The sequence below is a fragment of the Bacillus sp. iso_77 genome, assembly GCF_056173625.1.
Genome location: NZ_CM149683.1, coordinates 1 through 24,011 on the forward strand (window position 1 = coordinate 1; position 24,011 = coordinate 24,011).

13 protein-coding genes, 2 tRNA genes, 3 rRNA genes, 1 pseudogene and 1 other annotated feature are annotated in these 24,011 nt (G+C 43.1%); of the genes and pseudogenes, 17 read left to right on the forward strand and 2 right to left on the reverse strand.

All coding sequences use genetic code 11. From position 1 onward, the window contains the following. The 12 genes and pseudogenes from dnaA to rrf all read left to right on the forward strand — a co-directional run bounded on the left by dnaA (nt 1) and on the right by rrf (nt 14,528). Complete coding sequence (gene dnaA, locus AC0VYC_RS00005) at nt 1-1,341, forward strand: chromosomal replication initiator protein DnaA (protein WP_008347594.1); 1,341 nt, start codon at nt 1-3, stop codon at nt 1,339-1,341. 196 nt (nt 1,342-1,537) lie between these two features. After that, a complete protein-coding gene (gene dnaN / locus AC0VYC_RS00010; protein ID WP_008347596.1) occupies nt 1,538-2,674 on the forward strand; it encodes a DNA polymerase III subunit beta in 1,137 nt (378 codons plus the stop codon). A gap of 150 nt (nt 2,675-2,824) precedes the next feature. Beyond that, the gene (yaaA, locus tag AC0VYC_RS00015) at nt 2,825-3,040 is read left to right on the forward strand and encodes a S4 domain-containing protein YaaA (RefSeq protein ID WP_008347598.1); all 216 of its coding nucleotides are present in this window, start codon (nt 2,825-2,827) and stop codon (nt 3,038-3,040) included. 16 nt (nt 3,041-3,056) lie between these two features. Next, entirely contained in the window at nt 3,057-4,169 is a 1,113-nt protein-coding gene (gene recF / locus AC0VYC_RS00020) for a DNA replication/repair protein RecF (RefSeq protein ID WP_475389118.1), read from the forward strand. A 17-nt stretch (nt 4,170-4,186) separates the two neighbouring features. Then, nucleotides 4,187-4,432: an extracellular matrix regulator RemB gene (gene remB, locus AC0VYC_RS00025; RefSeq protein ID WP_008360920.1), complete on the forward strand. Its 246-nt coding sequence runs from the start codon at nt 4,187-4,189 to the stop codon at nt 4,430-4,432. Nucleotides 4,433-4,489: 57 nt separating this feature from the next. Beyond that, nucleotides 4,490-6,405, forward strand: a pseudogene (gyrB, locus tag AC0VYC_RS00030) (DNA topoisomerase (ATP-hydrolyzing) subunit B). A gap of 234 nt (nt 6,406-6,639) precedes the next feature. Further along, the gene (gene gyrA / locus AC0VYC_RS00035; protein ID WP_039169042.1) at nt 6,640-9,144 is read left to right on the forward strand and encodes a DNA gyrase subunit A; all 2,505 of its coding nucleotides are present in this window, start codon (nt 6,640-6,642) and stop codon (nt 9,142-9,144) included. Between the two features lie 366 nt (nt 9,145-9,510). Beyond that, a 16S ribosomal RNA gene (locus AC0VYC_RS00040) occupies nt 9,511-11,059 on the forward strand. 96 nt (nt 11,060-11,155) lie between these two features. Next, nucleotides 11,156-11,232 (forward strand) — tRNA-Ile (locus AC0VYC_RS00045). A 14-nt stretch (nt 11,233-11,246) separates the two neighbouring features. Next, a tRNA-Ala gene (locus AC0VYC_RS00050) sits at nt 11,247-11,322 on the forward strand. 98 nt (nt 11,323-11,420) lie between these two features. After that, nucleotides 11,421-14,351: ribosomal RNA gene (locus AC0VYC_RS00055) — 23S ribosomal RNA — on the forward strand. A gap of 61 nt (nt 14,352-14,412) precedes the next feature. Then, nucleotides 14,413-14,528, forward strand: a 5S ribosomal RNA gene (gene rrf, locus AC0VYC_RS00060). Together the 16S, 23S and 5S rRNA genes with 2 tRNA genes alongside form the textbook arrangement of a ribosomal RNA operon. A gap of 11 nt (nt 14,529-14,539) precedes the next feature. Here the strand turns inward: rrf and AC0VYC_RS00065 are convergent. Beyond that, a complete protein-coding gene (locus AC0VYC_RS00065) occupies nt 14,540-15,508 on the reverse strand; it encodes a YaaC family protein (protein WP_056703786.1) in 969 nt (322 codons plus the stop codon). A gap of 121 nt (nt 15,509-15,629) precedes the next feature. On the opposite strand from AC0VYC_RS00065, the gene guaB reads away from it, so the two are divergent. Then, nucleotides 15,630-17,096: an IMP dehydrogenase gene (guaB, locus tag AC0VYC_RS00070; protein WP_008342039.1), complete on the forward strand. Its 1,467-nt coding sequence runs from the start codon at nt 15,630-15,632 to the stop codon at nt 17,094-17,096. A 160-nt stretch (nt 17,097-17,256) separates the two neighbouring features. After that, nucleotides 17,257-18,582 (forward strand): D-alanyl-D-alanine carboxypeptidase family protein, encoded by a 1,326-nt coding sequence (locus AC0VYC_RS00075; RefSeq protein WP_335350768.1) that lies wholly within the window; start codon nt 17,257-17,259, stop codon nt 18,580-18,582. A 42-nt stretch (nt 18,583-18,624) separates the two neighbouring features. Here AC0VYC_RS00075 and pdxR read toward each other — a convergent pair whose 3' ends face one another. After that, entirely contained in the window at nt 18,625-20,103 is a 1,479-nt protein-coding gene (gene pdxR, locus AC0VYC_RS00080) for a MocR-like pyridoxine biosynthesis transcription factor PdxR (protein ID WP_144680511.1), read from the reverse strand. A gap of 246 nt (nt 20,104-20,349) precedes the next feature. Between pdxR and pdxS the strand changes: the two genes are divergently transcribed. The 3 genes from pdxS (at nt 20,350) to serS (ending at nt 23,437) form a co-directional block, all read left to right on the forward strand. Next, entirely contained in the window at nt 20,350-21,234 is an 885-nt protein-coding gene (gene pdxS / locus AC0VYC_RS00085) for a pyridoxal 5'-phosphate synthase lyase subunit PdxS (RefSeq protein WP_024719576.1), read from the forward strand. A 20-nt stretch (nt 21,235-21,254) separates the two neighbouring features. Then, on the forward strand, nt 21,255-21,845 hold the full coding sequence (pdxT, locus tag AC0VYC_RS00090) for a pyridoxal 5'-phosphate synthase glutaminase subunit PdxT (protein ID WP_135009453.1): 591 nt from the start codon (nt 21,255-21,257) through the stop codon (nt 21,843-21,845). 53 nt (nt 21,846-21,898) lie between these two features. Next, nucleotides 21,899-22,114: a binding site (T-box leader), on the forward strand. 48 nt (nt 22,115-22,162) lie between these two features. Then, the gene (gene serS, locus AC0VYC_RS00095; RefSeq protein WP_008342028.1) at nt 22,163-23,437 is read left to right on the forward strand and encodes a serine--tRNA ligase; all 1,275 of its coding nucleotides are present in this window, start codon (nt 22,163-22,165) and stop codon (nt 23,435-23,437) included. Nucleotides 23,438-24,011: the final 574 nt, after the last annotated feature.

Sequence of the window (24,011 nt, forward strand, 5' to 3'; positions counted from 1 at the left end):
ATGGAAAATATTTTGGATCTGTGGAATAAAGCACTTCAAAAAATAGAGACAAAATTGAGCAAACCTAGTTTTGAAACATGGATGAAGTCCACTAAAGCCCATTCTCTTCAAGGAGATACGCTGACTATTACTGCACCTAATGAATTTGCAAGAGACTGGCTCGAGTCAAGATACCTTCACTTAATTGCAGATACCATCTATGAACTGACAGGCGAAGAGCTCAGCATCAAATTTATCATTCCTCAAAATCAGGACGAAGAGGAAGCCATGCCAAAATCTCCAATCAAAAAAATGTCGAAAGAAGAACCCGTTGAAATTCCACAAAATATGCTGAATCCAAAATATACATTTGATACTTTTGTTATTGGTTCAGGCAACCGTTTTGCTCATGCAGCTTCACTTGCAGTCGCAGAAGCACCAGCAAAAGCATATAACCCGCTTTTTATTTATGGGGGCGTTGGTTTAGGAAAGACTCACTTAATGCATGCGATCGGTCATTACGTCATCGACCATAATCCATCAGCCAAAGTGGTCTATCTATCATCTGAAAAATTTACAAATGAATTTATCAACTCAATCCGGGACAACAAAGCAGTCGATTTCCGTAATCGCTATCGGAATGTAGATGTGCTTTTGATAGATGATATTCAATTTTTAGCAGGCAAAGAACAAACACAAGAAGAGTTTTTCCATACATTCAACACACTTCACGAAGAAAGTAAGCAAATCGTCATTTCTAGTGACCGGCCGCCAAAGGAAATTCCGACACTTGAAGACAGATTACGCTCTCGATTCGAATGGGGCTTAATTACAGACATTACCCCACCAGATCTAGAAACGCGTATTGCGATCTTACGTAAAAAAGCAAAAGCAGAAGGTTTAGACATTCCGAATGAAGTCATGCTTTATATTGCCAATCAAATTGACAGCAACATTCGGGAACTGGAAGGTGCTTTGATTCGTGTTGTTGCTTACTCTTCTTTAATCAATAAAGACATCAATGCTGATCTAGCAGCTGAAGCCCTAAAGGACATCATTCCTTCATCAAAACCTAAGGTGATTACAATTAAAGATATTCAAAGAATTGTAGGGCAGCAATTTAATATTCGATTAGAAGATTTCAAAGCGAAGAAACGTACGAAATCAGTTGCTTATCCAAGACAAATTGCGATGTATCTCTCTAGAGAAATGACCGATTCCTCTCTACCTAAAATCGGAGAAGAATTTGGTGGACGAGATCATACGACCGTCATTCATGCTCATGAGAAAATTTCAAAATTAATCGTTGAAGATGAACAGCTTCAGCAGCATGTCAAAGAGATCAAAGAACAACTAAAATAATCAAGCTGATAAGATAAGTACGGGAAAATGTGAATAACTAGAGCATAGTCATACACAGTCTGTCCACATGTGGATAGGCTGTCTTTCCTTTCTTTCTACTGACTTATCCACATATTCACAAGCCCTACTAGTACTTCTACGATTTTTATTAAATAAATATATATACATGTCATTAAGAAAAATTAGGAGGACCACTATGAAATTCACGATTCAAAAAGATCGTCTTGTTGAAAGTGTCCAAGATGTATTAAAGGCCGTATCCTCTAGAACAACGATTCCTATTTTGACAGGGATTAAAATTGTTGCATCTGATGAAGGGGTTTCTCTCACAGGGAGCGATTCTGATATCTCAATCGAATCTTTTATTCCTCAAAGAGATGGAGATTTAGAAGTCATTACAATTGATCGACCAGGAAGTATTGTGCTGCAAGCCCGCTTCTTTAGCGAAATCGTTAAGAAACTGCCTATGTCTACAGTCGAAATTGAGGTAGAACAAAATCATCTGACCATCATCCGCTCTGGTTCAGCAGAATTTAATTTAAACGGTTTAGATGCTGAAGAATATCCGCATCTGCCACAAATTGAAGAGCATCATGCTTTTCAAATTCCAACAGATTTGCTTAAAAACCTTATCCGTCAAACGGTTTTCGCAGTGTCCACCTCAGAAACACGACCTATCTTGACAGGTGTAAACTGGAAGGTTGAAAAAGGTGAATTAATATGCACAGCAACGGATAGCCATCGTCTTGCTTTAAGAAAAGCGAAGTTGGATATTAACGAGGAAAGCTCATACAATGTGGTCATTCCAGGAAAGAGTTTAACAGAGCTAAGTAAAATTCTTGATGATGGACAAGATCTTGTGAGCATCGTCATTACGGAGACACAGGTTCTCTTTAAAGCACAGAACGTGCTATTCTTCTCAAGATTGCTGGATGGTAATTACCCAGATACAGCTCGCCTCATTCCGCAAGAAAGTAAAACGGATGTAGTGGTGAATACGAAAGAATTCCTTCAAGCGATTGATCGCGCGTCACTTTTAGCAAGAGAAGGGCGTAACAACGTTGTGAAGCTTTCTGCTGATCCTGCGCAAAGCCTTGAAATCTCTTCTAACTCGCCTGAAATCGGTAAAGTAGTTGAAACGGTGCAAGCAGATGACATTAAAGGGGAGGATCTCAAAATCTCTTTCAGTCCGAAATATATGCTTGATGCTTTAAAAGTATTAGAGGGAACAGAGATTCATGTCAGTTTCACTGGCGCAATGAGACCATTCCTATTACGCACGCCAAATGATGATTCCATTTTGCAATTGATTCTTCCAGTTAGAACGTATTAATTTGGTCTAAAATGGCTGCTGTGTGAGCGCACAGCAGCTTTTTTCCTCGTTTTCTCAGCTTTCTTTCATCCCAGTTCGCTTTCCCCCTTTCCTTCTTGTCTTGTTTTTTAGTACAATTAGATATTAGTGATATTGAAAGAGGTCGATACAATGCCTAATCTGATAACGATTGAAACAGAAATGATTACATTAGGGCAGTTTTTGAAATTAGCGGAAGTCATTCAATCTGGTGGAATGGCGAAGTGGTTTTTAAGTGAACATGAGGTGTTCATCAATCAAGAGCCAGATAATAGACGGGGACGCAAATTATACCCAGGTGATGTTGTCGAGATAGAAGGTCACGGCACATTTCAAGTTGTGAATTAGAAACGGGTGACAATACATGTACATTCAAAGTCTGGCGTTAACTTCGTACCGAAACTATGAACACACCGAGCTTCAATTCGACAATAAGGTGAATGTGATGATTGGTGAGAACGCCCAAGGTAAAACGAACCTGATGGAAGCGATCTATGTATTGTCGATGGCAAAGTCTCATCGTACGTCAAATGATAAAGAACTTATCCGATGGGACGAAGACTATGCTAAAATAGAAGGTAGAGTCATCAAAAAAAATGGTCCAATCCCCATGCAGCTCGTGATCTCAAAAAAAGGAAAAAAGGGCAAGGTCAATCACATTGAACAACAGAAACTCAGTCATTATGTTGGTGCCTTGAACACCATCATGTTTGCACCAGAGGATCTCAGCCTTGTGAAAGGTAGCCCGCAAATCCGCAGAAGATTCCTCGACATGGAGATTGGACAAGTGTCTGCTGTCTACTTGCATGATTTATCGCTCTATCAAAAAATCCTCACTCAGCGAAATCATTACTTGAAACAATTGCAAACAAGAAAGCAAACGGATCAAGCGATGCTGGAGATTTTAACAGAGCAGTTGATTGATGCGGCAGCGAAGGTTGTCAAAAGACGACTGACTTTTACGAAACAGCTCGAAAAATGGGCGCAGCCGCTGCATTTTGGGATTTCAAGAGAGCTGGAAACGCTCACGCTCCAATACCAGACGGCCATAGAGGTATCAGAAGCGTCAGACTTGTCGAAAATAAAAAATAGCTATGAAGAATCGTTTCAGAAACTAAGAGACAGAGAAATAGACCGAGGGGTGACGCTATGGGGGCCTCACAGAGATGATCTTCTTTTCTTTGTGAATGGTCGGGATGTTCAGACATATGGCTCTCAAGGGCAGCAAAGAACAACAGCTCTTTCACTAAAGCTGGCAGAAATCGATCTGATTCATGAAGAAATCGGTGAATACCCAATTCTTCTGCTCGATGATGTTTTATCTGAACTTGATGATTACAGACAGTCTCATTTGCTCCATACCATTCAGGGACGTGTACAGACCTTCGTCACCACAACAAGTGTTGAAGGCATCGATCACGCCACCTTGAAAGAAGCGGAAATTTTCAGAGTAGCCAGTGGAAAAGTAATTGACTGATAAATGAGGTGTGGGTCTTGTATATTCATTTAGGTGATGATTGTGTTGTTTCTACACGAGAGATTGTCGCAATTGTTGATTACAAAATGAGGTCATCTTCTGTTGTAGAGGAATTTCTTCAAAAACAAGAAGAACAAATCATTTCGTTGTCACAGGGGACACCCAAATCCATCGTCGTCACAACTGAATCCGTGTATTACTCTCCTCTTTCCTCAAGCACGCTCAAAAAACGTGCTTCATTTGTGATTGAAATTGAAGTCTAAAAGCTCAATTCATATAAATATATCGTTTAAGAAAAGTGTAGGTGAATGTACGTGGCAATGGAACAGCAACATAATAGTTATGATGAAAATCAGATACAGGTGCTCGAAGGACTAGAAGCGGTTAGAAAACGTCCAGGAATGTACATTGGGTCAACCAGTGCAAAAGGACTTCACCATCTTGTATGGGAAATTGTCGACAACAGTATTGATGAGGCTTTAGCTGGTTATTGTACAGACATTACAGTGCAAATTGAAAAAGATAATAGCATCACAGTGAAAGATAACGGCCGCGGAATTCCTGTTGGGATTCACGAAAAAATGGGACGTCCTGCTGTAGAAGTGATTATGACGGTTCTTCACGCTGGTGGTAAATTTGACGGCAGCGGTTATAAAGTATCTGGCGGTTTGCATGGTGTAGGGGCATCTGTTGTTAATGCGTTATCTACGACCTTAGACGTGACCGTATACCGTGATGGGAAAATTCATTATCAACAATTCAAACGCGGTGTTCCAGTTGGAGATTTAGAGATCATTGGTGAAACAGATGTAACAGGGACAACCACTCATTTTGTGCCAGATCCAGAAATTTTCACTGAAACCATTGAATTTGATTACGACACACTTGCTAACCGTGTACGTGAGTTAGCTTTCTTAACAAAAGGCGTCAACATCATCATTGAAGACTTACGCGAAGGTAAAGAGCGAAGAAACGAATACTGCTATGAAGGCGGTATTAAGAGCTATGTAGAACATTTGAATCGCTCGAAGGAAGTCGTTCATGAAGAACCTGTTTACATCGAAGGCGAAAAAGACGGAATCACGGTTGAAGTGGCATTACAATATAACGATTCCTATACAAGCAACATCTATTCCTTCGCTAACAATATCAACACGTATGAAGGCGGAACACATGAAGCAGGCTTTAAAACAGGTCTGACGCGTGTGATCAATGATTATGCTCGTAAAAATGGCGTATTCAAAGATGGTGACTCGAATTTGAGCGGTGAAGATGTACGAGAAGGCTTAACAGCCATTATCTCTATCAAACATCCAGACCCTCAATTCGAAGGACAAACGAAGACAAAGCTCGGTAACTCAGAAGCAAGAACCATTACCGACTCCCTCTTCTCCGAAGCACTTGAGAAATTCCTCCTAGAGAACCCTGATGCTGCAAAGAAAATTGTGGAGAAAGGTGTGATGGCAGCTCGTGCAAGAATGGCTGCCAAAAAGGCACGTGAGCTGACAAGACGTAAAAGTGCACTGGAAGTCTCTAGCTTGCCTGGGAAACTGGCAGACTGTTCTTCTAAGATCCTTCCATCTCTGAGCTTTATATCGTAGAGGGAGATTCTGCGGGCGGATCTGCTAAGCAAGGTCGTGATCGACATTTCCAAGCGATCTTACCGTTAAGAGGGAAGATCCTAAACGTTGAAAAAGCCCGACTAGATAAAATTTTATCCAACAACGAGGTTCGTTCAATGATTACAGCGCTAGGGACTGGAATCGGAGAAGACTTCACTTTAGAGAAAGCACGTTATCACAAAATTGTGATCATGACTGATGCTGATGTTGATGGAGCGCATATTCGGACGCTACTCCTAACATTCTTCTATCGCTACATGCGTGAAATCATTGAAAACGGTTATGTGTATATTGCACAGCCGCCTTTATATAAAGTGCAACAAGGAAAGCGTGTTGAATACGTGTATAACGATAAACAGCTTGATGAACTGTTAAAAACACTGCCTCAAACACCGAAACCTGGACTTCAGCGTTATAAAGGTCTTGGAGAGATGAATGCTACTCAGCTTTGGGAAACAACAATGGATCCTGATGCGAGAACACTTCTTCAAGTGACACTTGAGGATGCAATCGATGCTGATGAGACTTTTGAAATGCTAATGGGAGATAAAGTAGAGCCGAGACGTAACTTTATCGAAGAAAATGCACAATACGTAAAAAATCTTGATATTTAGATAGGTATTCCCCCTTGAGAGCAACCTTATTTCTTGTTTGGAATAAGGTTGTTTTTCAAGAAACAGGGGCGTGAAACGAATGTCCTGGTTTTCTGCGTTTCGTTGATTTTCTAGTAAATAAATGTGTATAAAGGCAAGATTATTGATATAATGGAGAATAGTCTTGTGAAGATAAATACATATTTTACTCCCACATAATTTATTTCATGTGATACGTAAAGGGAGGTTCTTATAGTGAGTGAACAACATACACCAAATGTACGCGAAGTGAATATTAGCCATGAAATGCGTACGTCCTTTTTAGATTATGCAATGAGTGTTATTGTTTCGCGTGCATTACCAGATGTGCGAGACGGATTGAAGCCCGTGCATCGAAGAATTTTGTATGCGATGAATGACCTAGGTATGACAAGTGATAAACCATTTAAGAAATCTGCACGTATCGTTGGGGAAGTTATCGGTAAGTACCACCCTCACGGTGATAGCGCTGTATATGAAGCGATGGTTCGGATGGCGCAAGATTTCAACTATCGTAATATGCTGGTTGAAGGGCACGGGAACTTTGGTTCTGTCGATGGAGACGGTGCAGCAGCCATGCGTTATACCGAGGCACGTCTTTCTAAAATTTCGATGGAGATCCTGCGTGATATCACAAAGGACACCATTGATTATCAAGATAACTACGATGGCAGTGAAAGAGAGCCAGTCGTTATGCCTGCTAGGTTCCCGAACTTATTAGTGAACGGGGCAACTGGAATCGCTGTAGGGATGGCAACGAATATCCCGCCTCACCAACTAGGTGAAGTGATTGATGGGGTATTGGCAATTAGTCAAAATCCTGATATGACGACACAGGAACTAATGGACATCATTCCAGGTCCAGACTTCCCAACTGCGGGACAAATCATTGGCCGAAGCGGTATTCGTAAAGCGTATGAAACAGGACGCGGCTCTATTACATTACGTGCAAAGTCAAATATCGAAGAAACATCTAGTGGTAAGCAGCGCATTATCATCAACGAGATTCCTTACCAGGTTAATAAAGCTCGTTTGATCGAAAAAATCGCTGATCTTGTCCGTGATAAAAAGATTGATGGCATTACAGATCTTCGTGATGAATCTGACCGTAATGGAATGAGAATTGTCATTGAACTACGAAGAGACGCAAACGTCCATGTTCTATTAAACAATCTTTATAAACAAACGACACTTCAAACGTCCTTCGGTATTAACTTGCTTGCACTTGTTGATGGACAGCCGAAAGTGTTGTCTCTCAAACAATGTCTTGAATATTACCTTGAGCATCAGAAAGTGATCATTCGTCGAAGAACGGCGTATGAATTGCGTAAAGCGGAAGCAAGAGCTCATATTTTAGAAGGCTTAAGAATTGCGCTTGATCACTTAGATGAGGTCATTGCCTTAATTAGAGGCTCTCAAACTGCTGAAATTGCAAGAAATGGTTTGATGGAAAACTATAGCTTGTCTGAAAAACAAGCACAGGCCATTCTCGATATGCGACTCCAGCGTTTGACTGGTTTAGAAAGAGAGAAAATAGAAGATGAATACAAAGGGCTTGTTGAATTGATTGCTGAATTGAAAGCCATTCTAGCAGACAATGAGAAAGTTCTAGAAATCATTAGAGAAGAATTAACAGAAATCAAAGAACGCTTCAATGATACGCGCCGCACAGAAATTGTGACAGCGGGTATAGAAACAATCGAAGACGAAGATTTGATTCCTGTTGAAAATATAGTGATCACACTGACTCATAATGGTTATATTAAGCGCCTGCCTGCATCAACATACCGCAGTCAAAAAAGAGGCGGTAAAGGTGTACAAGGAATGGGAACCAACGAAGATGATTTCGTTGAACAGCTGATCTCAACATCTACGCACGATACGATTCTCTTCTTCTCTAATAAAGGGAAGGTCTATCGAGCGAAGGGCTATGAGATCCCTGAATTTGGACGAACAGCGAAAGGGATTCCGATTATTAACCTTCTTGAAGTAGAAAAGGGAGAGTGGATAAACGCCATTATTCCAGTCAGCGAATTTGATGAAGATTCGTATCTCTTCTTTACAACAAGACACGGTGTATCGAAACGAACGTCATTGTCTCAATTTGCAAACATCCGTAACAACGGTTTGATTGCACTCAGCCTGCGTGATGAAGATGAATTGATGGCTGTTCGTTTAACCAATGGTGAAAAACAAATCATCATCGGAACGAAAAAAGGAATGCTCATTCGTTTCGACGAGACAGATGTTCGTGAAATGGGACGTACAGCAGCTGGAGTTAAAGGGATCACACTTTCTGAGGATGACATCGTCGTTGGAATGGAAATCCTTGAGCCAGATGCAAACGTATTGATCGTAACTGAAAAAGGTTATGGTAAATTAACGCCTGAAAAAGAATATCGTGTCCAAAGCCGTGGTGGTAAAGGTCTGAAAACGTGCAAGATCACTGACAACAACGGTCCGCTTGTTGCAGTGAAGGCGACTAACGCTGAAGCTGAAGAAGACTTGATGATTATCACAGGCAGTGGTGTCATCATTCGTATGGCCGTTTCAGATATCTCCACAACAGGCCGAGTCACTCAAGGTGTCCGTCTGATCCGTCTAGGTGATGATGAACATGTCGCTACAGTGGCATTAGTAGAACAATCACCAGAAGACGATGAAGAGAATAGTGAAGAAAACGTAGAAAATGTAGAGTCAGATCAAGAGCAATCTGAGTAAAAATAAAGCCGGTTTTTCACCGGCTTTATTTTTTTTTGAAAAAACATGATTTTTTTTGAAGTTTATAATGCTTTTTTCATAGATATGTGTTAATCTTTCAAAGGAGCAAAAAGAGGCTCTATTTTTTATCTCTTTCATAACAAAAACTTCTTAAAAAAATAAAATGTTTTTCAAGAAAAATGTTGACTATTGATAGAGATATATGATATATTTAAGTGGTCGCTTTGAGAGAGTGACAAACAAGTTCTTTGAAAACTAAACAAGACAAAACGTACCTGTTAATTCGAGTTTTTATAAAAAAATCCTATGATACATCATAGGTAGTCAGTCAAACGCTGACGAAAAACAAAACTTCGGTTTTGTACTTTTTCGGAGAGTTTGATCCTGGCTCAGGACGAACGCTGGCGGCGTGCCTAATACATGCAAGTCGAGCGGACAGAAGGGAGCTTGCTCCCGGATGTTAGCGGCGGACGGGTGAGTAACACGTGGGTAACCTGCCTGTAAGACTGGGATAACTCCGGGAAACCGGAGCTAATACCGGATAGTTCCTTGAACCGCATGGTTCAAGGATGAAAGACGGTTTCGGCTGTCACTTACAGATGGACCCGCGGCGCATTAGCTAGTTGGTGAGGTAACGGCTCACCAAGGCGACGATGCGTAGCCGACCTGAGAGGGTGATCGGCCACACTGGGACTGAGACACGGCCCAGACTCCTACGGGAGGCAGCAGTAGGGAATCTTCCGCAATGGACGAAAGTCTGACGGAGCAACGCCGCGTGAGTGATGAAGGTTTTCGGATCGTAAAGCTCTGTTGTTAGGGAAGAACAAGTGCAAGAGTAACTGCTTGCACCTTGACGGTACCTAACCAGAAAGCCACGGCTAACTACGTGCCAGCAGCCGCGGTAATACGTAGGTGGCAAGCGTTGTCCGGAATTATTGGGCGTAAAGGGCTCGCAGGCGGTTTCTTAAGTCTGATGTGAAAGCCCCCGGCTCAACCGGGGAGGGTCATTGGAAACTGGGAAACTTGAGTGCAGAAGAGGAGAGTGGAATTCCACGTGTAGCGGTGAAATGCGTAGAGATGTGGAGGAACACCAGTGGCGAAGGCGACTCTCTGGTCTGTAACTGACGCTGAGGAGCGAAAGCGTGGGGAGCGAACAGGATTAGATACCCTGGTAGTCCACGCCGTAAACGATGAGTGCTAAGTGTTAGGGGGTTTCCGCCCCTTAGTGCTGCAGCTAACGCATTAAGCACTCCGCCTGGGGAGTACGGTCGCAAGACTGAAACTCAAAGGAATTGACGGGGGCCCGCACAAGCGGTGGAGCATGTGGTTTAATTCGAAGCAACGCGAAGAACCTTACCAGGTCTTGACATCCTCTGACAACCCTAGAGATAGGGCTTTCCTTTCGGGGACAGAGTGACAGGTGGTGCATGGTTGTCGTCAGCTCGTGTCGTGAGATGTTGGGTTAAGTCCCGCAACGAGCGCAACCCTTGATCTTAGTTGCCAGCATTTAGTTGGGCACTCTAAGGTGACTGCCGGTGACAAACCGGAGGAAGGTGGGGATGACGTCAAATCATCATGCCCCTTATGACCTGGGCTACACACGTGCTACAATGGACAGAACAAAGGGTTGCGAGACCGCAAGGTTTAGCCAATCCCACAAATCTGTTCTCAGTTCGGATCGCAGTCTGCAACTCGACTGCGTGAAGCTGGAATCGCTAGTAATCGCGGATCAGCATGCCGCGGTGAATACGTTCCCGGGCCTTGTACACACCGCCCGTCACACCACGAGAGTTTGCAACACCCGAAGTCGGTGAGGTAACCTTTATGGAGCCAGCCGCCGAAGGTGGGGCAGATGATTGGGGTGAAGTCGTAACAAGGTAGCCGTATCGGAAGGTGCGGCTGGATCACCTCCTTTCTAAGGATATATGGAGCAGCGTACGTTTTTCGTCTTGTTTAGTTTTGAAGGAACTTGCAAAAGATCCTACAACATCATATCTTCGATATGAAAGATGGGCCTGTAGCTCAGCTGGTTAGAGCGCACGCCTGATAAGCGTGAGGTCGGTGGTTCGAGTCCACTCAGGCCCACCATCTTCTATTAAATCGGGGCCTTAGCTCAGCTGGGAGAGCGCCTGCCTTGCACGCAGGAGGTCAGCGGTTCGATCCCGCTAGGCTCCACCAACGTGTTCTTTGAAAACTAGATAACAATAAGTAATACATTCACATTGAATGCAATGCAAAGTTCATCACACATAGTGATTCTTTCTAAAGTAAGAAATGGTTAAGTTAGAAAGGGCGCACGGTGGATGCCTTGGCACTAGGAGCCGATGAAGGACGGGACGAACACCGATATGCTTCGGGGAGCTGTAAGCAAGCTTTGATCCGGAGATTTCCGAATGGGGAAACCCACTGCTCGTAATGGAGTAGTATCCATACTTGAATACATAGAGTATGAGAAGGCATACCCGGGGAACTGAAACATCTAAGTACCCGGAGGAAGAGAAAGCAAATGCGATTCCCTGAGTAGCGGCGAGCGAAACGGGAACAGCCCAAACCAAGAGGCTTGCCTCTTGGGGTTGTAGGACACTCTATACGGAGTTACAAAGGAACGATATAAGCGAAGAGGTCTGGAAAGGCCCGCCAAAGAAGGTAACAGCCCTGTAACTGAAATGTTGTTCTCTCCAGAGTGGATCCTGAGTACGGCGGAACACGTGAAATTCCGTCGGAATCCGGGAGGACCATCTCCCAAGGCTAAATACTCCCTAGTGACCGATAGTGAACCAGTACCGTGAGGGAAAGGTGAAAAGCACCCCGGAAGGGGAGTGAAATAGATCCTGAAACCGTGTGCCTACAAGTAGTCAGAGCCCGTTAACGGGTGATGGCGTGCCTTTTGTAGAATGAACCGGCGAGTTACGATCCCGTGCAAGGTTAAGCAGAAGATGCGGAGCCGCAGCGAAAGCGAGTCTGAATAGGGCGCATGAGTACGTGGTCGTAGACCCGAAACCAGGTGATCTACCCATGTCCAGGGTGAAGTTCAGGTAACACTGAATGGAGGCCCGAACCCACGCACGTTGAAAAGTGCGGGGATGAGGTGTGGGTAGGGGTGAAATGCCAATCGAACCTGGAGATAGCTGGTTCTCTCCGAAATAGCTTTAGGGCTAGCCTCAAGGTAAGAGTCTCGGAGGTAGAGCACTGATTGGACTAGGGGCCCCTACCGGGTTACCGAATTCAGTCAAACTCCGAATGCCGATGACTTATCCTTGGGAGTCAGACTGCGAGTGATAAGATCCGTAGTCGAAAGGGAAACAGCCCAGACCGCCAGCTAAGGTCCCAAAGTATACGTTAAGTGGAAAAGGATGTGGAGTTGCTTAGACAACCAGGATGTTGGCTTAGAAGCAGCCACCATTTAAAGAGTGCGTAATAGCTCACTGGTCGAGTGACTCTGCGCCGAAAATGTACCGGGGCTAAACGTATCACCGAAGCTGCGGACTGTTCTTACGAACAGTGGTAGGAGAGCGTTCTAAGTGCAGTGAAGTCAGACCGGAAGGACTGGTGGAGCGCTTAGAAGTGAGAATGCCGGTATGAGTAGCGAAAGACGGGTGAGAATCCCGTCCACCGAATGCCTAAGGTTTCCTGAGGAAGGCTCGTCCGCTCAGGGTTAGTCGGGACCTAAGCCGAGGCCGAAAGGCGTAGGCGATGGACAACAGGTTGATATTCCTGTACCACCTCCTCACCATTTGAGCAATGGGGGGACGCAGGAGGATAGGGTAAGCGCGGTATTGGATATCCGCGTCCAAGCAGTTAGGCTGGGAAATAGGCAAATCCGTTTCCCGTGAAGGCTGAGCTGTGATGGCGAGCGAAATTTAGTAGCGAAGTTCCTGATTCCACACTGCCAAGAAAAGCCTCTAGCGAGGTGAGAGGTGCCCGTACCGCAAACCGACACAGGTAGGCGAGGAGAGAATCCTAAGGTGATCGAGAGAACTCTCGTTAAGGAACTCGGCAAAATGACCCCGTAACTTCGGGAGAAGGGGTGCTTCTTAGGGTGTTAAAGCCCCGAGAAGCCGCAGTGAATAGGCCCAGGCGACTGTTTAGCAAAAACACAGGTCTCTGCGAAGCCGTAAGGCGAAGTATAGGGGCTGACGCCTGCCCGGTGCTGGAAGGTTAAGAGGAGCGCTTAGCGTAAGCGAAGGTGCGAATTGAAGCCCCAGTAAACGGCGGCCGTAACTATAACGGTCCTAAGGTAGCGAAATTCCTTGTCGGGTAAGTTCCGACCCGCACGAAAGGCGCAACGATCTGGGCACTGTCTCAACGAGAGACTCGGTGAAATTATAGTACCTGTGAAGATGCAGGTTACCCGCGACAGGACGGAAAGACCCCGTGGAGCTTTACTGCAGCCTGATATTGAATGTTGGTACAGCTTGTACAGGATAGGTAGGAGCCTTGGAAACCGGAGCGCTAGCTTCGGTGGAGGCATCGGTGGGATACTACCCTGGCTGTATTGACCTTCTAACCCGCTGCCCTTATCGGGCAGGGAGACAGTGTCAGGTGGGCAGTTTGACTGGGGCGGTCGCCTCCTAAAATGTAACGGAGGCGCCCAAAGGTTCCCTCAGAATGGTTGGAAATCATTCGCAGAGTGTAAAGGCACAAGGGAGCTTGACTGCGAGACCTACAAGTCGAGCAGGGACGAAAGTCGGGCTTAGTGATCCGGTGGTTCCGCATGGAAGGGCCATCGCTCAACGGATAAAAGCTACCCCGGGGATAACAGGCTTATCTCCCCCAAGAGTCCACATCGACGGGGAGGTTTGGCACCTCGATGTCGGCTCATCGCATCCTGGGGCTGTAGTCGGTCCCAAGGGTTGGGCTGTTCGCCCATTAAAGCGGTACGCGAGCTGGGTTCAGAACGTCGTGAGACAGTTCGGTCCCTATCCGTCGCGGGCGCAGGAAATTTGAGAGGAGCTGTCCTTAGTACGAGAGGACCGGGATGGACGCACCGCTGGTGTACCAGTTGTTCTGCCAAGGGCATCGCTGGGTAGCTATGTGCGGACGGGATAAGTGCTGAAAGCATCTAAGCATGAAGCCCCCCTCAAGATGAGATTTCCCATTCCGCAAGGAAGTAAGATCCCTGAAAGATGATCAGGTTGATAGGTCTGAGGTGGAAGCGTGGTGACACGTGGAGCTGACAGATACTAATAGATCGAGGACTTAACCTATATTCTAATGTGAAAAATGAACATTGTTATCTAGTTTTGAGAGAACATTCTCTCCATCAGGTTTGGTGGCGATAGCGAAGAGGTCACACCCGTTCCCATACCGAACACGGAAGTTAAGCTCTTCAGCGCCGATGGTAGTTGGGGGTTTCCCCCTGTGAGAGTAGGACGCCGCCAAGCTTTTCAAAGGATCAGTTCCAATCGGAACTGGTCTTTTTTGTGTTTTCTTCTAGCAGCATCATGATATAAGCCGGAAACTTGTCCTCGGCAATCTCCATATAACGTTCAATCATGACATAATCATCACTAATGTATTGAGATAAAAGCTCGTACCACCATTCTGTTTCGTAGCGGGCAATCATACTGAGATTATACATTAACAAGTAATGGCTGATGATCTCAGGAATCCCTAAAAAGGCATCTCGCGTTGATGGAATGAACCATTGATTCATTTCTAAATCATAATGAAGATGAGTAGCAAGAGCAGGGTTTTCTTCTGAAAATACATCAAATGTTAGTTTTTTAGCTTCTCGTTGCTTAAGTTTCCAAGTTGTATGGAACTCAAAATATTCAATAAAACGTTCGGCAGACATGTTATAGAGCAAGGGAATATGATCTTGAATCAACATGCCATTTGCTTGTTCTACTTTCACTAAAGTCGCGGGCTGTTTTTGAAACTCCAGAATATGACCCATTTCAGGTATTTTTGAAAGGAGATTGATCATCGTAAATCGTTCATCTTCAAGACCATTTAAATGAAATAAGTGCTTTAATACATGCATACATAATCCGTTTCGCTGAATCTTGACTTCATCCTCACTAAAACGATAATGTTGCTTCTTTCTTTTTCTTGAGGTGACGCCATGAGCTAAGACAGAGGTTTGAGAAGGATAGTCGGGATCCACTGTCAGCAAACATGCCTTTAACAGCTGTGCCATTCCATAAAACAATAAAATCGGTTTTAGTTCAAGCGGAGCTGATGCGGCTTGGTCATAAAATGTATGACCGTGCTTTAAAAAGTAAATAAATCGTTCACAGTTTTTATAGGCTTGCTGGTTTGCCTCCTGAATGTTCCGTTTCTCGTACTGTTGAAATAGAAACTTTTGGGAAGTTTCAAGTGAATAAAAACGTTTTAAATCCTTCCATCCTGAACTTTTCATCTTCTTCCTCAACTCTCTTTATATTTTCTAAAAATTGCAACTGTTTGTTGCTTCCTTGACATGCTGTTTCCTAGTTGATAATCTACATATAATATTTTGCCGAAAAGAGGGGGATTTACTAATGTGGGAAAGTAAATTTTCAAAAGAAGGTTTGACGTTTGACGATGTGTTGCTTGTTCCAGCAAAGTCTGAGGTGCTTCCGCGTGATGTCAATTTATCAGTTGAGTTAACAAGCACTTTAAAGCTGAACATTCCAATTATTAGTGCAGGAATGGATACTGTGACGGAATCGCAAATGGCGATTGCAATGGCACGTCAAGGTGGTCTTGGAATCATCCATAAGAACATGTCTATTGAGCAGCAAGCTGAACAAGTGGACAAGGTAAAACGTTCAGAGCGTGGCGTTATTACAAATCCATTTTTCTTAACACCAGATCATCAAGTATTCGATGCAGAACATTTAATGGGTAAATATCGTATTTCTGGTGTACCGATTGTTAATAACGAACAAGATCAAAAGCTTGTTGGGATTATTACGAACCGTGACCTTCGTTTTATTTCGGATTATTCAATGAAGATTAGCGACGTGATGACAAAAGAGGAACTTGTGACAGCTTCTGTTGGAACAACATTAGAAGAAGCTGAAAAAATCCTTCAGCAATATAAAATTGAAAAATTACCTCTTTTAGATGACGAAGGAACATTAAAAGGTCTCATCACCATCAAAGATATTGAAAAAGTGATTGAATTCCCTAACTCCTCTAAAGATGCACATGGCCGTTTAATTGTTGGTGCCGCTGTAGGTGTCACTGGCGATACAATGACTCGTGTGAAAAAATTAGTAGAAGCCAATGTTGATGTGATCGTCATTGATACAGCACACGGTCATTCTCAAGGTGTTCTAGACACTGTATCGAAAATCCGTGAAACGTATCCTTCTCTTAACATCATTGCTGGTAACGTTGCAACAGCTGAAGCAACAAAAGCATTGTTTGAAGCTGGAGCAGATATTGTAAAAGTGGGTATTGGACCAGGATCGATTTGTACAACACGTGTTGTTGCAGGGGTCGGTGTACCACAAATCACAGCGATTTATGACTGTGCAACAGAAGCAAGAAAGCATGGTAAATCTATTATTGCAGATGGTGGAATTAAATATTCAGGTGATATCGTGAAAGCATTAGCTTCTGGTGGACATGCTGTTATGCTGGGAAGCCTTCTTGCTGGTACATCTGAAAGCCCAGGAGAAACAGAAATTTTCCAAGGTAGACGTTTCAAAGTATATCGTGGTATGGGTTCTGTTGCTGCAATGGAAAAAGGAAGTAAAGATCGTTACTTCCAAGAAGATAATAAAAAATTCGTTCCAGAAGGTATCGAAGGACGTACACCGTATAAAGGACCAGTTGTTGACACTGTTTATCAACTTGTTGGCGGTATTCGCTCTGGTATGGGCTACTGTGGAACACAGGACTTACGTACTCTTAGAGAAGAAGCACAATTCATTCGCATGACAGGTGCAGGTCTTCGTGAGAGCCATCCACATGATGTACAAATTACAAAAGAATCACCAAACTACACAATTTCTTGATAAATTGTGACAATCAAATTACATTTGACAGGGTCTATGACTCTGTCTATTTTTTTTGTCTTTATTGTGATAAAATTTATACTGTTGTGTCGAAATAAGCCCTTGTGGATTAAATATATATGAAAAACGTCGAAAAAAGATGAATACGGAGGTATGACGATTGAACAGCAAGATGTTGAAACAGCTTATGGTCTCTATCCTTGCATTGGCATTGATTGTTACTGCATTTACCCCAATGTCCAAAGCAAAAGCGGCTGAAGATCCATTCAATGTGAATGCGAAAGCAGCCATCCTTATTGAAGCTTCTACAGGTAAAATTCTTTATAGTAAAAACGCAGAACAAAGACTGCCTATTGCAAGTATGGCAAAGATGATGACAGAGTATCTATTACTAGAGGCGATTGCTGAAGGCAAAGTGAAATGGGATCAAACATATACGCCAGATGATTACGTGTACGAAATTTCTCAGGACCGCAGTTTATCCAATGTTCCATTGAGAAAAGATGGTTCGTATACTGTCAAAGAACTTTATCAAGCAACGGCTATTTATTCAGCAAATGCAGCAGCAATTGGTCTAGCAGAGGTAATCGCTGGATCAGAATCAAAGTTTGTTGAAAAAATGAATGCAAAAGCAAAAGAACTTGGCTTAACCAATTACAAATTCGTGAATGCAACTGGATTAGAAAATAAAGACTTACATGGCAAACAGCCTAAAGGTACGGGACCTGATGAAGAAAGCGAAGTTTCCGCAAAGGATATGGCTTTGCTTGCACAGCATCTCATCAAAGATCATCCAGAAATTCTTGAAACAGCAAGCATCGCGAAAACAAAGTTCAGAGAAGGCACAGATGACGAAATGGACATGCCAAACTGGAACTTTATGCTTAAAGGGCTTGTGAAAGAATATGAAGGCGTAGACGGTCTGAAAACGGGATCTACTGATTCAGCTGGTTCTAGCTTCACAGGTACAGCAAAACGTGGTGACATGCGTGTGATCGCAGTTGTCCTTAATGCTAAAGGAAATCTTCATACAGCTCGTTTTGATGTGGCGAAAAAATTGTTCGATTATGCCTTTAAAAACTTCACGATGAAAGAAATGTACAAAAAAGGCCAACAAATCAAGGGACATGAAAACATCGAAGTCGATCAAGGGAAAGATAAAGAAGTACCCGTCGTGACGAAAGAAGCTTTCTCTGTACCGGTTAAAAATGGTGACGAGAAGAGCTATAAAGCGAAAGTAAATATTGATAAAAAGAACCTAGAAGCTCCTATTAAAAAAGGAACGAAGGTTGGCATGCTGACGACTTCTTATTCTGGTGATGAGAAGGACTACGGCTATTTGAGTAAAGACCAATCAGGTGTTGAGCTTGTGACGAAAACAGGTGATGAAAAAGCAAACTGGTTCATCCTTGCAATGCGTGGTGTAGGTGGATTCTTCGCTGGCATTTGGGGAGGAATCGTCGACACAGTAAAAGGTTGGTTCTAATAAAAAAACTGCTCTCTATATGTGAGAGCAGTTTTTTTATCGTTAAAAGAAAAGAGATTGTTTGTGGTTTTGAGGTGTAGACAAGGCCTGCTGAAAAATACCACATAACTTTTCCATACCTTCCGTCAGTGCCTTTTCATTCACATAAGAAAAGCTAAGGCGTATATAATTCTGCTTCGGCTCCCCAGGATAGCAGACAGAGCCAGGCAGGAAGGTGATTTGCTGCTTCCGTGCCTCATGTAATAGGGCACGTGTATCGACCCAGGAAGGAAAGCTAAGCCACAAATTGAGCCCGCCCTGTGGGATTTGCCACGTGACGTCCTTTGGCGCATGCTTTGTCAACACATCCATCATCAAATCGCGTCTCACCTTCAAGGCAGTTCTTAATTTTTTCGTATGATCGATCATTTTCTTGGAAGTGAGAAACGGTAAGATCGCCTTTTGGGTGAGAAGCGGACTCCCTAAATCATTATTGGCTTTTGCAGCTAATAAACGGTTAAATATAGAGCCTGACGCTGTAATAATTCCAATTCTGCATCCTGGAGCCAGTGTCTTGCTTAATCCTCGTAAATAAATGACGTGTCCATCGTGATCTAGGCTTTTAATGGGTGCCGGCGGTTTCTTTTCAAAATAAAGCTCACGATAAGGATCATCTTCTACAATGAGACAATCAATGCTTAGTGCCAGTAAAAGCAGCTGTTTTCTTCGTTTCATCGACATACTAGCACCTGTAGGACTGTGAAAAGTAGGAATGGTATAGATTAGCTTTGGTTTATATTTATCACAAATGCTTTGAAGCTGTTTCATGTTCATTCCTTCATGATCGACAGGAACCGTAATAATTCGTGCCCCTCTCCCCATAAAGACATCAATTGCGCCTGGATAGGTGGGCGCCTCCATGACAACTACATCATCCGGCCCGATAAATGTACGTGCCACTAAATCAAGCCCTTGCTGAGAACCGCTAGTGACAAGGATATTTTCAGGAGTAGAAGGGACATCTAATTTTTCTAGAAATGATTGAATGACCTGACGAAGCTGAAGGTCACCTTGTATTTCTCCGTATTTTGACATGATTTGAGGATGCCGGGCTAGGACATGCTGCATTTCTTTTTCTAAATACCGGTTAGGTAAAAGACCAGGATCAATCATAGAGGAAGAAAGATTAATGGCTTCTTCGACATAGTGATACTGAGCGAATTGAGACCTTGGTAAATAATCAGGGATCGATAACTGCCAATCGAAAGAAGTAGATGATTGAACCGGGATGTCAGTTTGCTCATGCTGCTCATTCACAAACGTACCTTTCCCTTGTACAGTCGTTAAAAATCCGTCGTCCTTAAGCCGTGTATATGCTTTTGCCGCTGTGACAAGACTTACATTTAGCTGTTTCGCTAGATCACGTACAGTCGGCAGCTTATCGCCTTGCTGAAGCAGACCTGATTGAATGTGATCAACGATGGAAAAGTAAATCTGATTCGAAAGAGATGTATCTGAATGTCGATGGATATCAATATGCATGAAAATCCTCCAATGGGTGTGGAATTGTTATAGATGGTTTCGAATTGTTATAGATGCATTATAACATGTTAATAACACTTAAAAGAGGGAATGATGCCTTTTTAACTATGAAACCTTGATATATAAGGGTTTCTTCTTTTTTATGAGCTAATTGAATTGTTATACTATTCTCTTTATTGTTATACTCTATCGCTTGTATGATAAAGGTGTTGAATCAATCGAATAGACAAATGGGAGGAAACAATTGTGAGCAATAAGGGAACTGAACGAGTAAAACGTGGAATGGCAGAAATGCAAAAAGGTGGCGTCATTATGGATGTCGTCAATGCTGAGCAGGCAAAAATCGCAGAAGAAGCAGGCGCAGTGGCAGTGATGGCACTAGAACGGGTACCAGCTGATATCCGTGCAGCAGGCGGTGTTGCCCGTATGGCAGACCCAAGAATCGTGGAAGAAGTACAAAATGCAGTAACGATTCCAGTCATGGCAAAAGCACGTATCGGCCACATCGTGGAAGCTCGTGTTCTTGAAGCACTTGGTGTTGATTATATTGATGAGAGTGAAGTGCTGACGCCCGCAGATGAGGAATTCCATTTAAATAAAAATGAATACACGGTTCCTTTCGTATGTGGCTGCCGTGATTTAGGTGAGGCGACTCGTCGTATTGCAGAAGGTGCATCTATGTTGCGTACAAAAGGTGAGCCTGGTACAGGAAATATTGTAGAAGCTGTTCGTCATATGAGAAAGGTCAATGCTCAAATTCGTAAAGTTGTCGCAATGAGTGAAGATGAATTGATGACAGAAGCCAAGAATCTAGGCGCACCTTATGAATTATTGCTTCAAATTAAAAAAGAAGGCAAATTACCGGTTGTAAACTTTGCTGCTGGAGGTGTTGCAACACCAGCAGATGCAGCACTAATGATGCAGCTTGGAGCAGATGGTGTATTTGTCGGCTCTGGTATCTTCAAATCAGACAATCCAGCTAAGTTTGCAAAAGCAATTGTAGAAGCAACGACTCATTTCACAGATTACCGTCTAATTGCAGAGCTTTCTAAAGAGCTTGGAACAGCGATGAAAGGAATTGAAATTTCAAATCTATTGCCAGAAGAGCGTATGCAAGAGCGTGGCTGGTAATTAAGGGAGCGCAAACGAACATGCTAACAATTGGTGTACTAGGGCTTCAAGGAGCGGTGAGAGAGCATATTCAATCGATTGAAGCTTGTGGCGCAGAGGGAAAGATCATCAAGCGGGTAGATGAGTTAGAAATTGTTGACGGTCTCATTATCCCTGGTGGTGAAAGTACGACGATGAGAAGACTCATGGATACGTACCAATTCATTGAACCGATTAAAGCGTTCGCTGCTCAAGGTAAACCGATATTTGGGACTTGTGCCGGTTTGATTATGCTGGCAAAGCATATAGAAGATCGAGAAGATGCTCATCTTGGACTGTTAAATGTATCTGTTGCACGTAATTCGTTTGGCAGACAGGTAGACAGCTTTGAAGCAGATGTAGAAGTGAAAGGACTGGATGCGCCGTTTACAGGAGTGTTCATCCGTGCGCCTCATATCATCAGCGCAGATGAGAGCGTAGAGGTCATGGCTGAGTATGACGGCAGGATTGTGATGGCGAAAGAAAACAATATCTTAGGTTGTTCTTTTCATCCAGAGCTGACAGACGACCATCGGTTAACACAGCTGTTTGTTGAGATGGTGGAGTCCTATAAAACGAAGCTTGCTGTATAAAACGGTTGAAAAGAGATAAAACTTATAGTACATTAAAATCACAATCAAAGATCGAAAAAGCGTTGACGGGAAATAGTAAGAAGCCCCTCTTTCTCAGAGAGCCGATGGTTGGTGAGAATCGGTGAAAGATGCATTCTGAATCCATCCTTGAGCGAAATGCTGAAACACGAAGTAAGCATTTACGGTGATGCCGTTACAGAGGAAAGAGGAAAGCATGCTTTTGGCGTGTTTTCAATCAGGGTGGCAACGCGAGAGCTCTCGTCCCTTTCATGGGATGAGGGCTCTTTTTATTTTTCGATAAAAAAGGAGTGTTACACATGCTGGATATTAAACAACTGCGCACGGATTTTGATCAAATCAAAGAAAAATTAGCCCATCGAGGCGAAGATTTAGCGGATTTTGATAAGTTTGGTGAACTGGATCAAAAAAGAAGAGAATTAATCGGCAAAACAGAAGTATTAAAGAGCCGAAGAAATGAAGTATCACAGCAAGTGGCTGTTCTAAAAAGAGAAAAGAAAGACGCCGATCACATTATTCAAGAAATGCGTGAGGTAGGCGATGAGATTAAGAAGTTAGATGATGAATTAAGAACAGTAGAGGAAAGCCTGCAAACCATCCTATTCTCAATTCCAAACATCCCTCATGACTCTGTACCAGTCGGTGAAACAGAAGATGACAACATTGAAGTGAGAAAATGGGGCGAACAGCCAGCCTTCTCATTTGAACCAAAGCCGCATTGGGATGTAGCCGATGAGCTGAAAATTTTGGATTTTGAACGTGCAGGAAAAGTGACAGGAAGCCGTTTCGTTTTTTATAAAGGGCTAGGCGCACGGTTAGAGCGTGCACTTTATAACTTTATGCTGGATTTACACGTAGATGAATTTGGTTTTACTGAAGTACTACCACCTTATATGGTCAACAGAGCAAGCATGACAGGAACTGGACAGCTTCCAAAGTTTGAAGAGGATGCTTTTAAAATTCGAGAAGAAGATTATTTCCTCATTCCAACGGCTGAAGTGCCAATTACGAACATGCACCGTGATGAAATTCTTGAAGGAGAGCAGCTGCCAATCAATTATGCAGCATTTAGTGCTTGCTTTAGATCAGAAGCTGGTTCTGCTGGCAGAGATACGCGCGGACTCATCCGTCAGCACCAATTTAACAAAGTAGAGCTTGTGAAATTTGTCAGACCAGAAGATTCTTATGAAGAATTAGAAAAACTAACAAACCAAGCAGAAAAAGTTCTTCAATTATTGAACCTGCCATACCGTGTCATGAGCATGTGTACAGGAGATTTAGGCTTTACGGCTGCGAAGAAATACGATATCGAAGTATGGATTCCAAGCCAAAATACGTATCGTGAAATTTCTTCTTGCAGTAACTTTGAAGCGTTCCAAGCGAGACGAGCAAACATTCGTTTCCGCCCTGAGCCTAAAGCCAAGCCAGAACATGTGCACACATTAAATGGATCTGGTTTAGCAGTAGGAAGAACTGTTGCAGCCATTTTAGAAAACTATCAACAAGAGGATGGAACAGTGATCATCCCTGAGGTGTTACGTCCTTATATGGGAAATAAAGAAGTGATAAAATAAGATGCCGTCATGGCATCTTATTCTTTTTACCTAAACTTCTACAGCTTTTCTAAAATAAGCCGATAAAAGAACTAAAAGCATCTAGGAAAGAAGGAATAACCTTGAATAGGCTTGACTATTATGTTGAAATGGCTCAATTACTCAGAAAAGTTCTAGATGAAAGTGTCCTTTTCGGCATCACTGATACAGAAAAGGTACTTTGCTATTATCCATCGACCACAGTAGATTTTGGCATTAAAGTAGGGGACGCTTTAAACCCAGAGGACCAAAACGTGGCGACGACATTAAGAGGACAAGAATATGATGGGCATTTGCCAGAGTCTTTATATGGTTATGAAATTGCTGTAAAAGGTTATCCGATTTTTGATGAAGATAGAAAAGTGATTGGCTCTTTTTTAGTGGCTTTTTCACATCATCGTGAGAAGAAATTAAGCGGCTATATGGAACATATCAATAAAGTAGCGAAAGAATTACAAGGTGGAATCGAGCAAATTGCTGCTCATTCTCAAGAACTGGCTGCGACAAGCTTAGAAATTAGTGAGCAGGCCGGAAGAGCAGAAGAGAAATCGGCAAA

What these genes read in the sequence shown, in the direction of transcription:
- dnaA (WP_008347594.1), top strand. Translation starts at nt 1, where the DNA reads ATGGAAAATATTTTGGATCTGTGGAATAAAGCACTTCAAAAAATAGAG.
- yaaA (WP_008347598.1), top strand. Translation starts at nt 2,825, where the DNA reads ATGCCTAATCTGATAACGATTGAAACAGAAATGATTACATTAGGGCAG.
- AC0VYC_RS00065 (WP_056703786.1), bottom strand. Translation starts at nt 15,508, where the DNA reads ATGAAAAGTTCAGGATGGAAGGATTTAAAACGTTTTTATTCACTTGAA.
- serS (WP_008342028.1), top strand. Translation starts at nt 22,163, where the DNA reads ATGCTGGATATTAAACAACTGCGCACGGATTTTGATCAAATCAAAGAA.
- pdxT (WP_135009453.1), top strand. Translation starts at nt 21,255, where the DNA reads ATGCTAACAATTGGTGTACTAGGGCTTCAAGGAGCGGTGAGAGAGCAT.
- dnaN (WP_008347596.1), top strand. Translation starts at nt 1,538, where the DNA reads ATGAAATTCACGATTCAAAAAGATCGTCTTGTTGAAAGTGTCCAAGAT.
- guaB (WP_008342039.1), top strand. Translation starts at nt 15,630, where the DNA reads ATGTGGGAAAGTAAATTTTCAAAAGAAGGTTTGACGTTTGACGATGTG.
- pdxR (WP_144680511.1), bottom strand. Translation starts at nt 20,103, where the DNA reads ATGCATATTGATATCCATCGACATTCAGATACATCTCTTTCGAATCAG.
- recF (WP_475389118.1), top strand. Translation starts at nt 3,057, where the DNA reads ATGTACATTCAAAGTCTGGCGTTAACTTCGTACCGAAACTATGAACAC.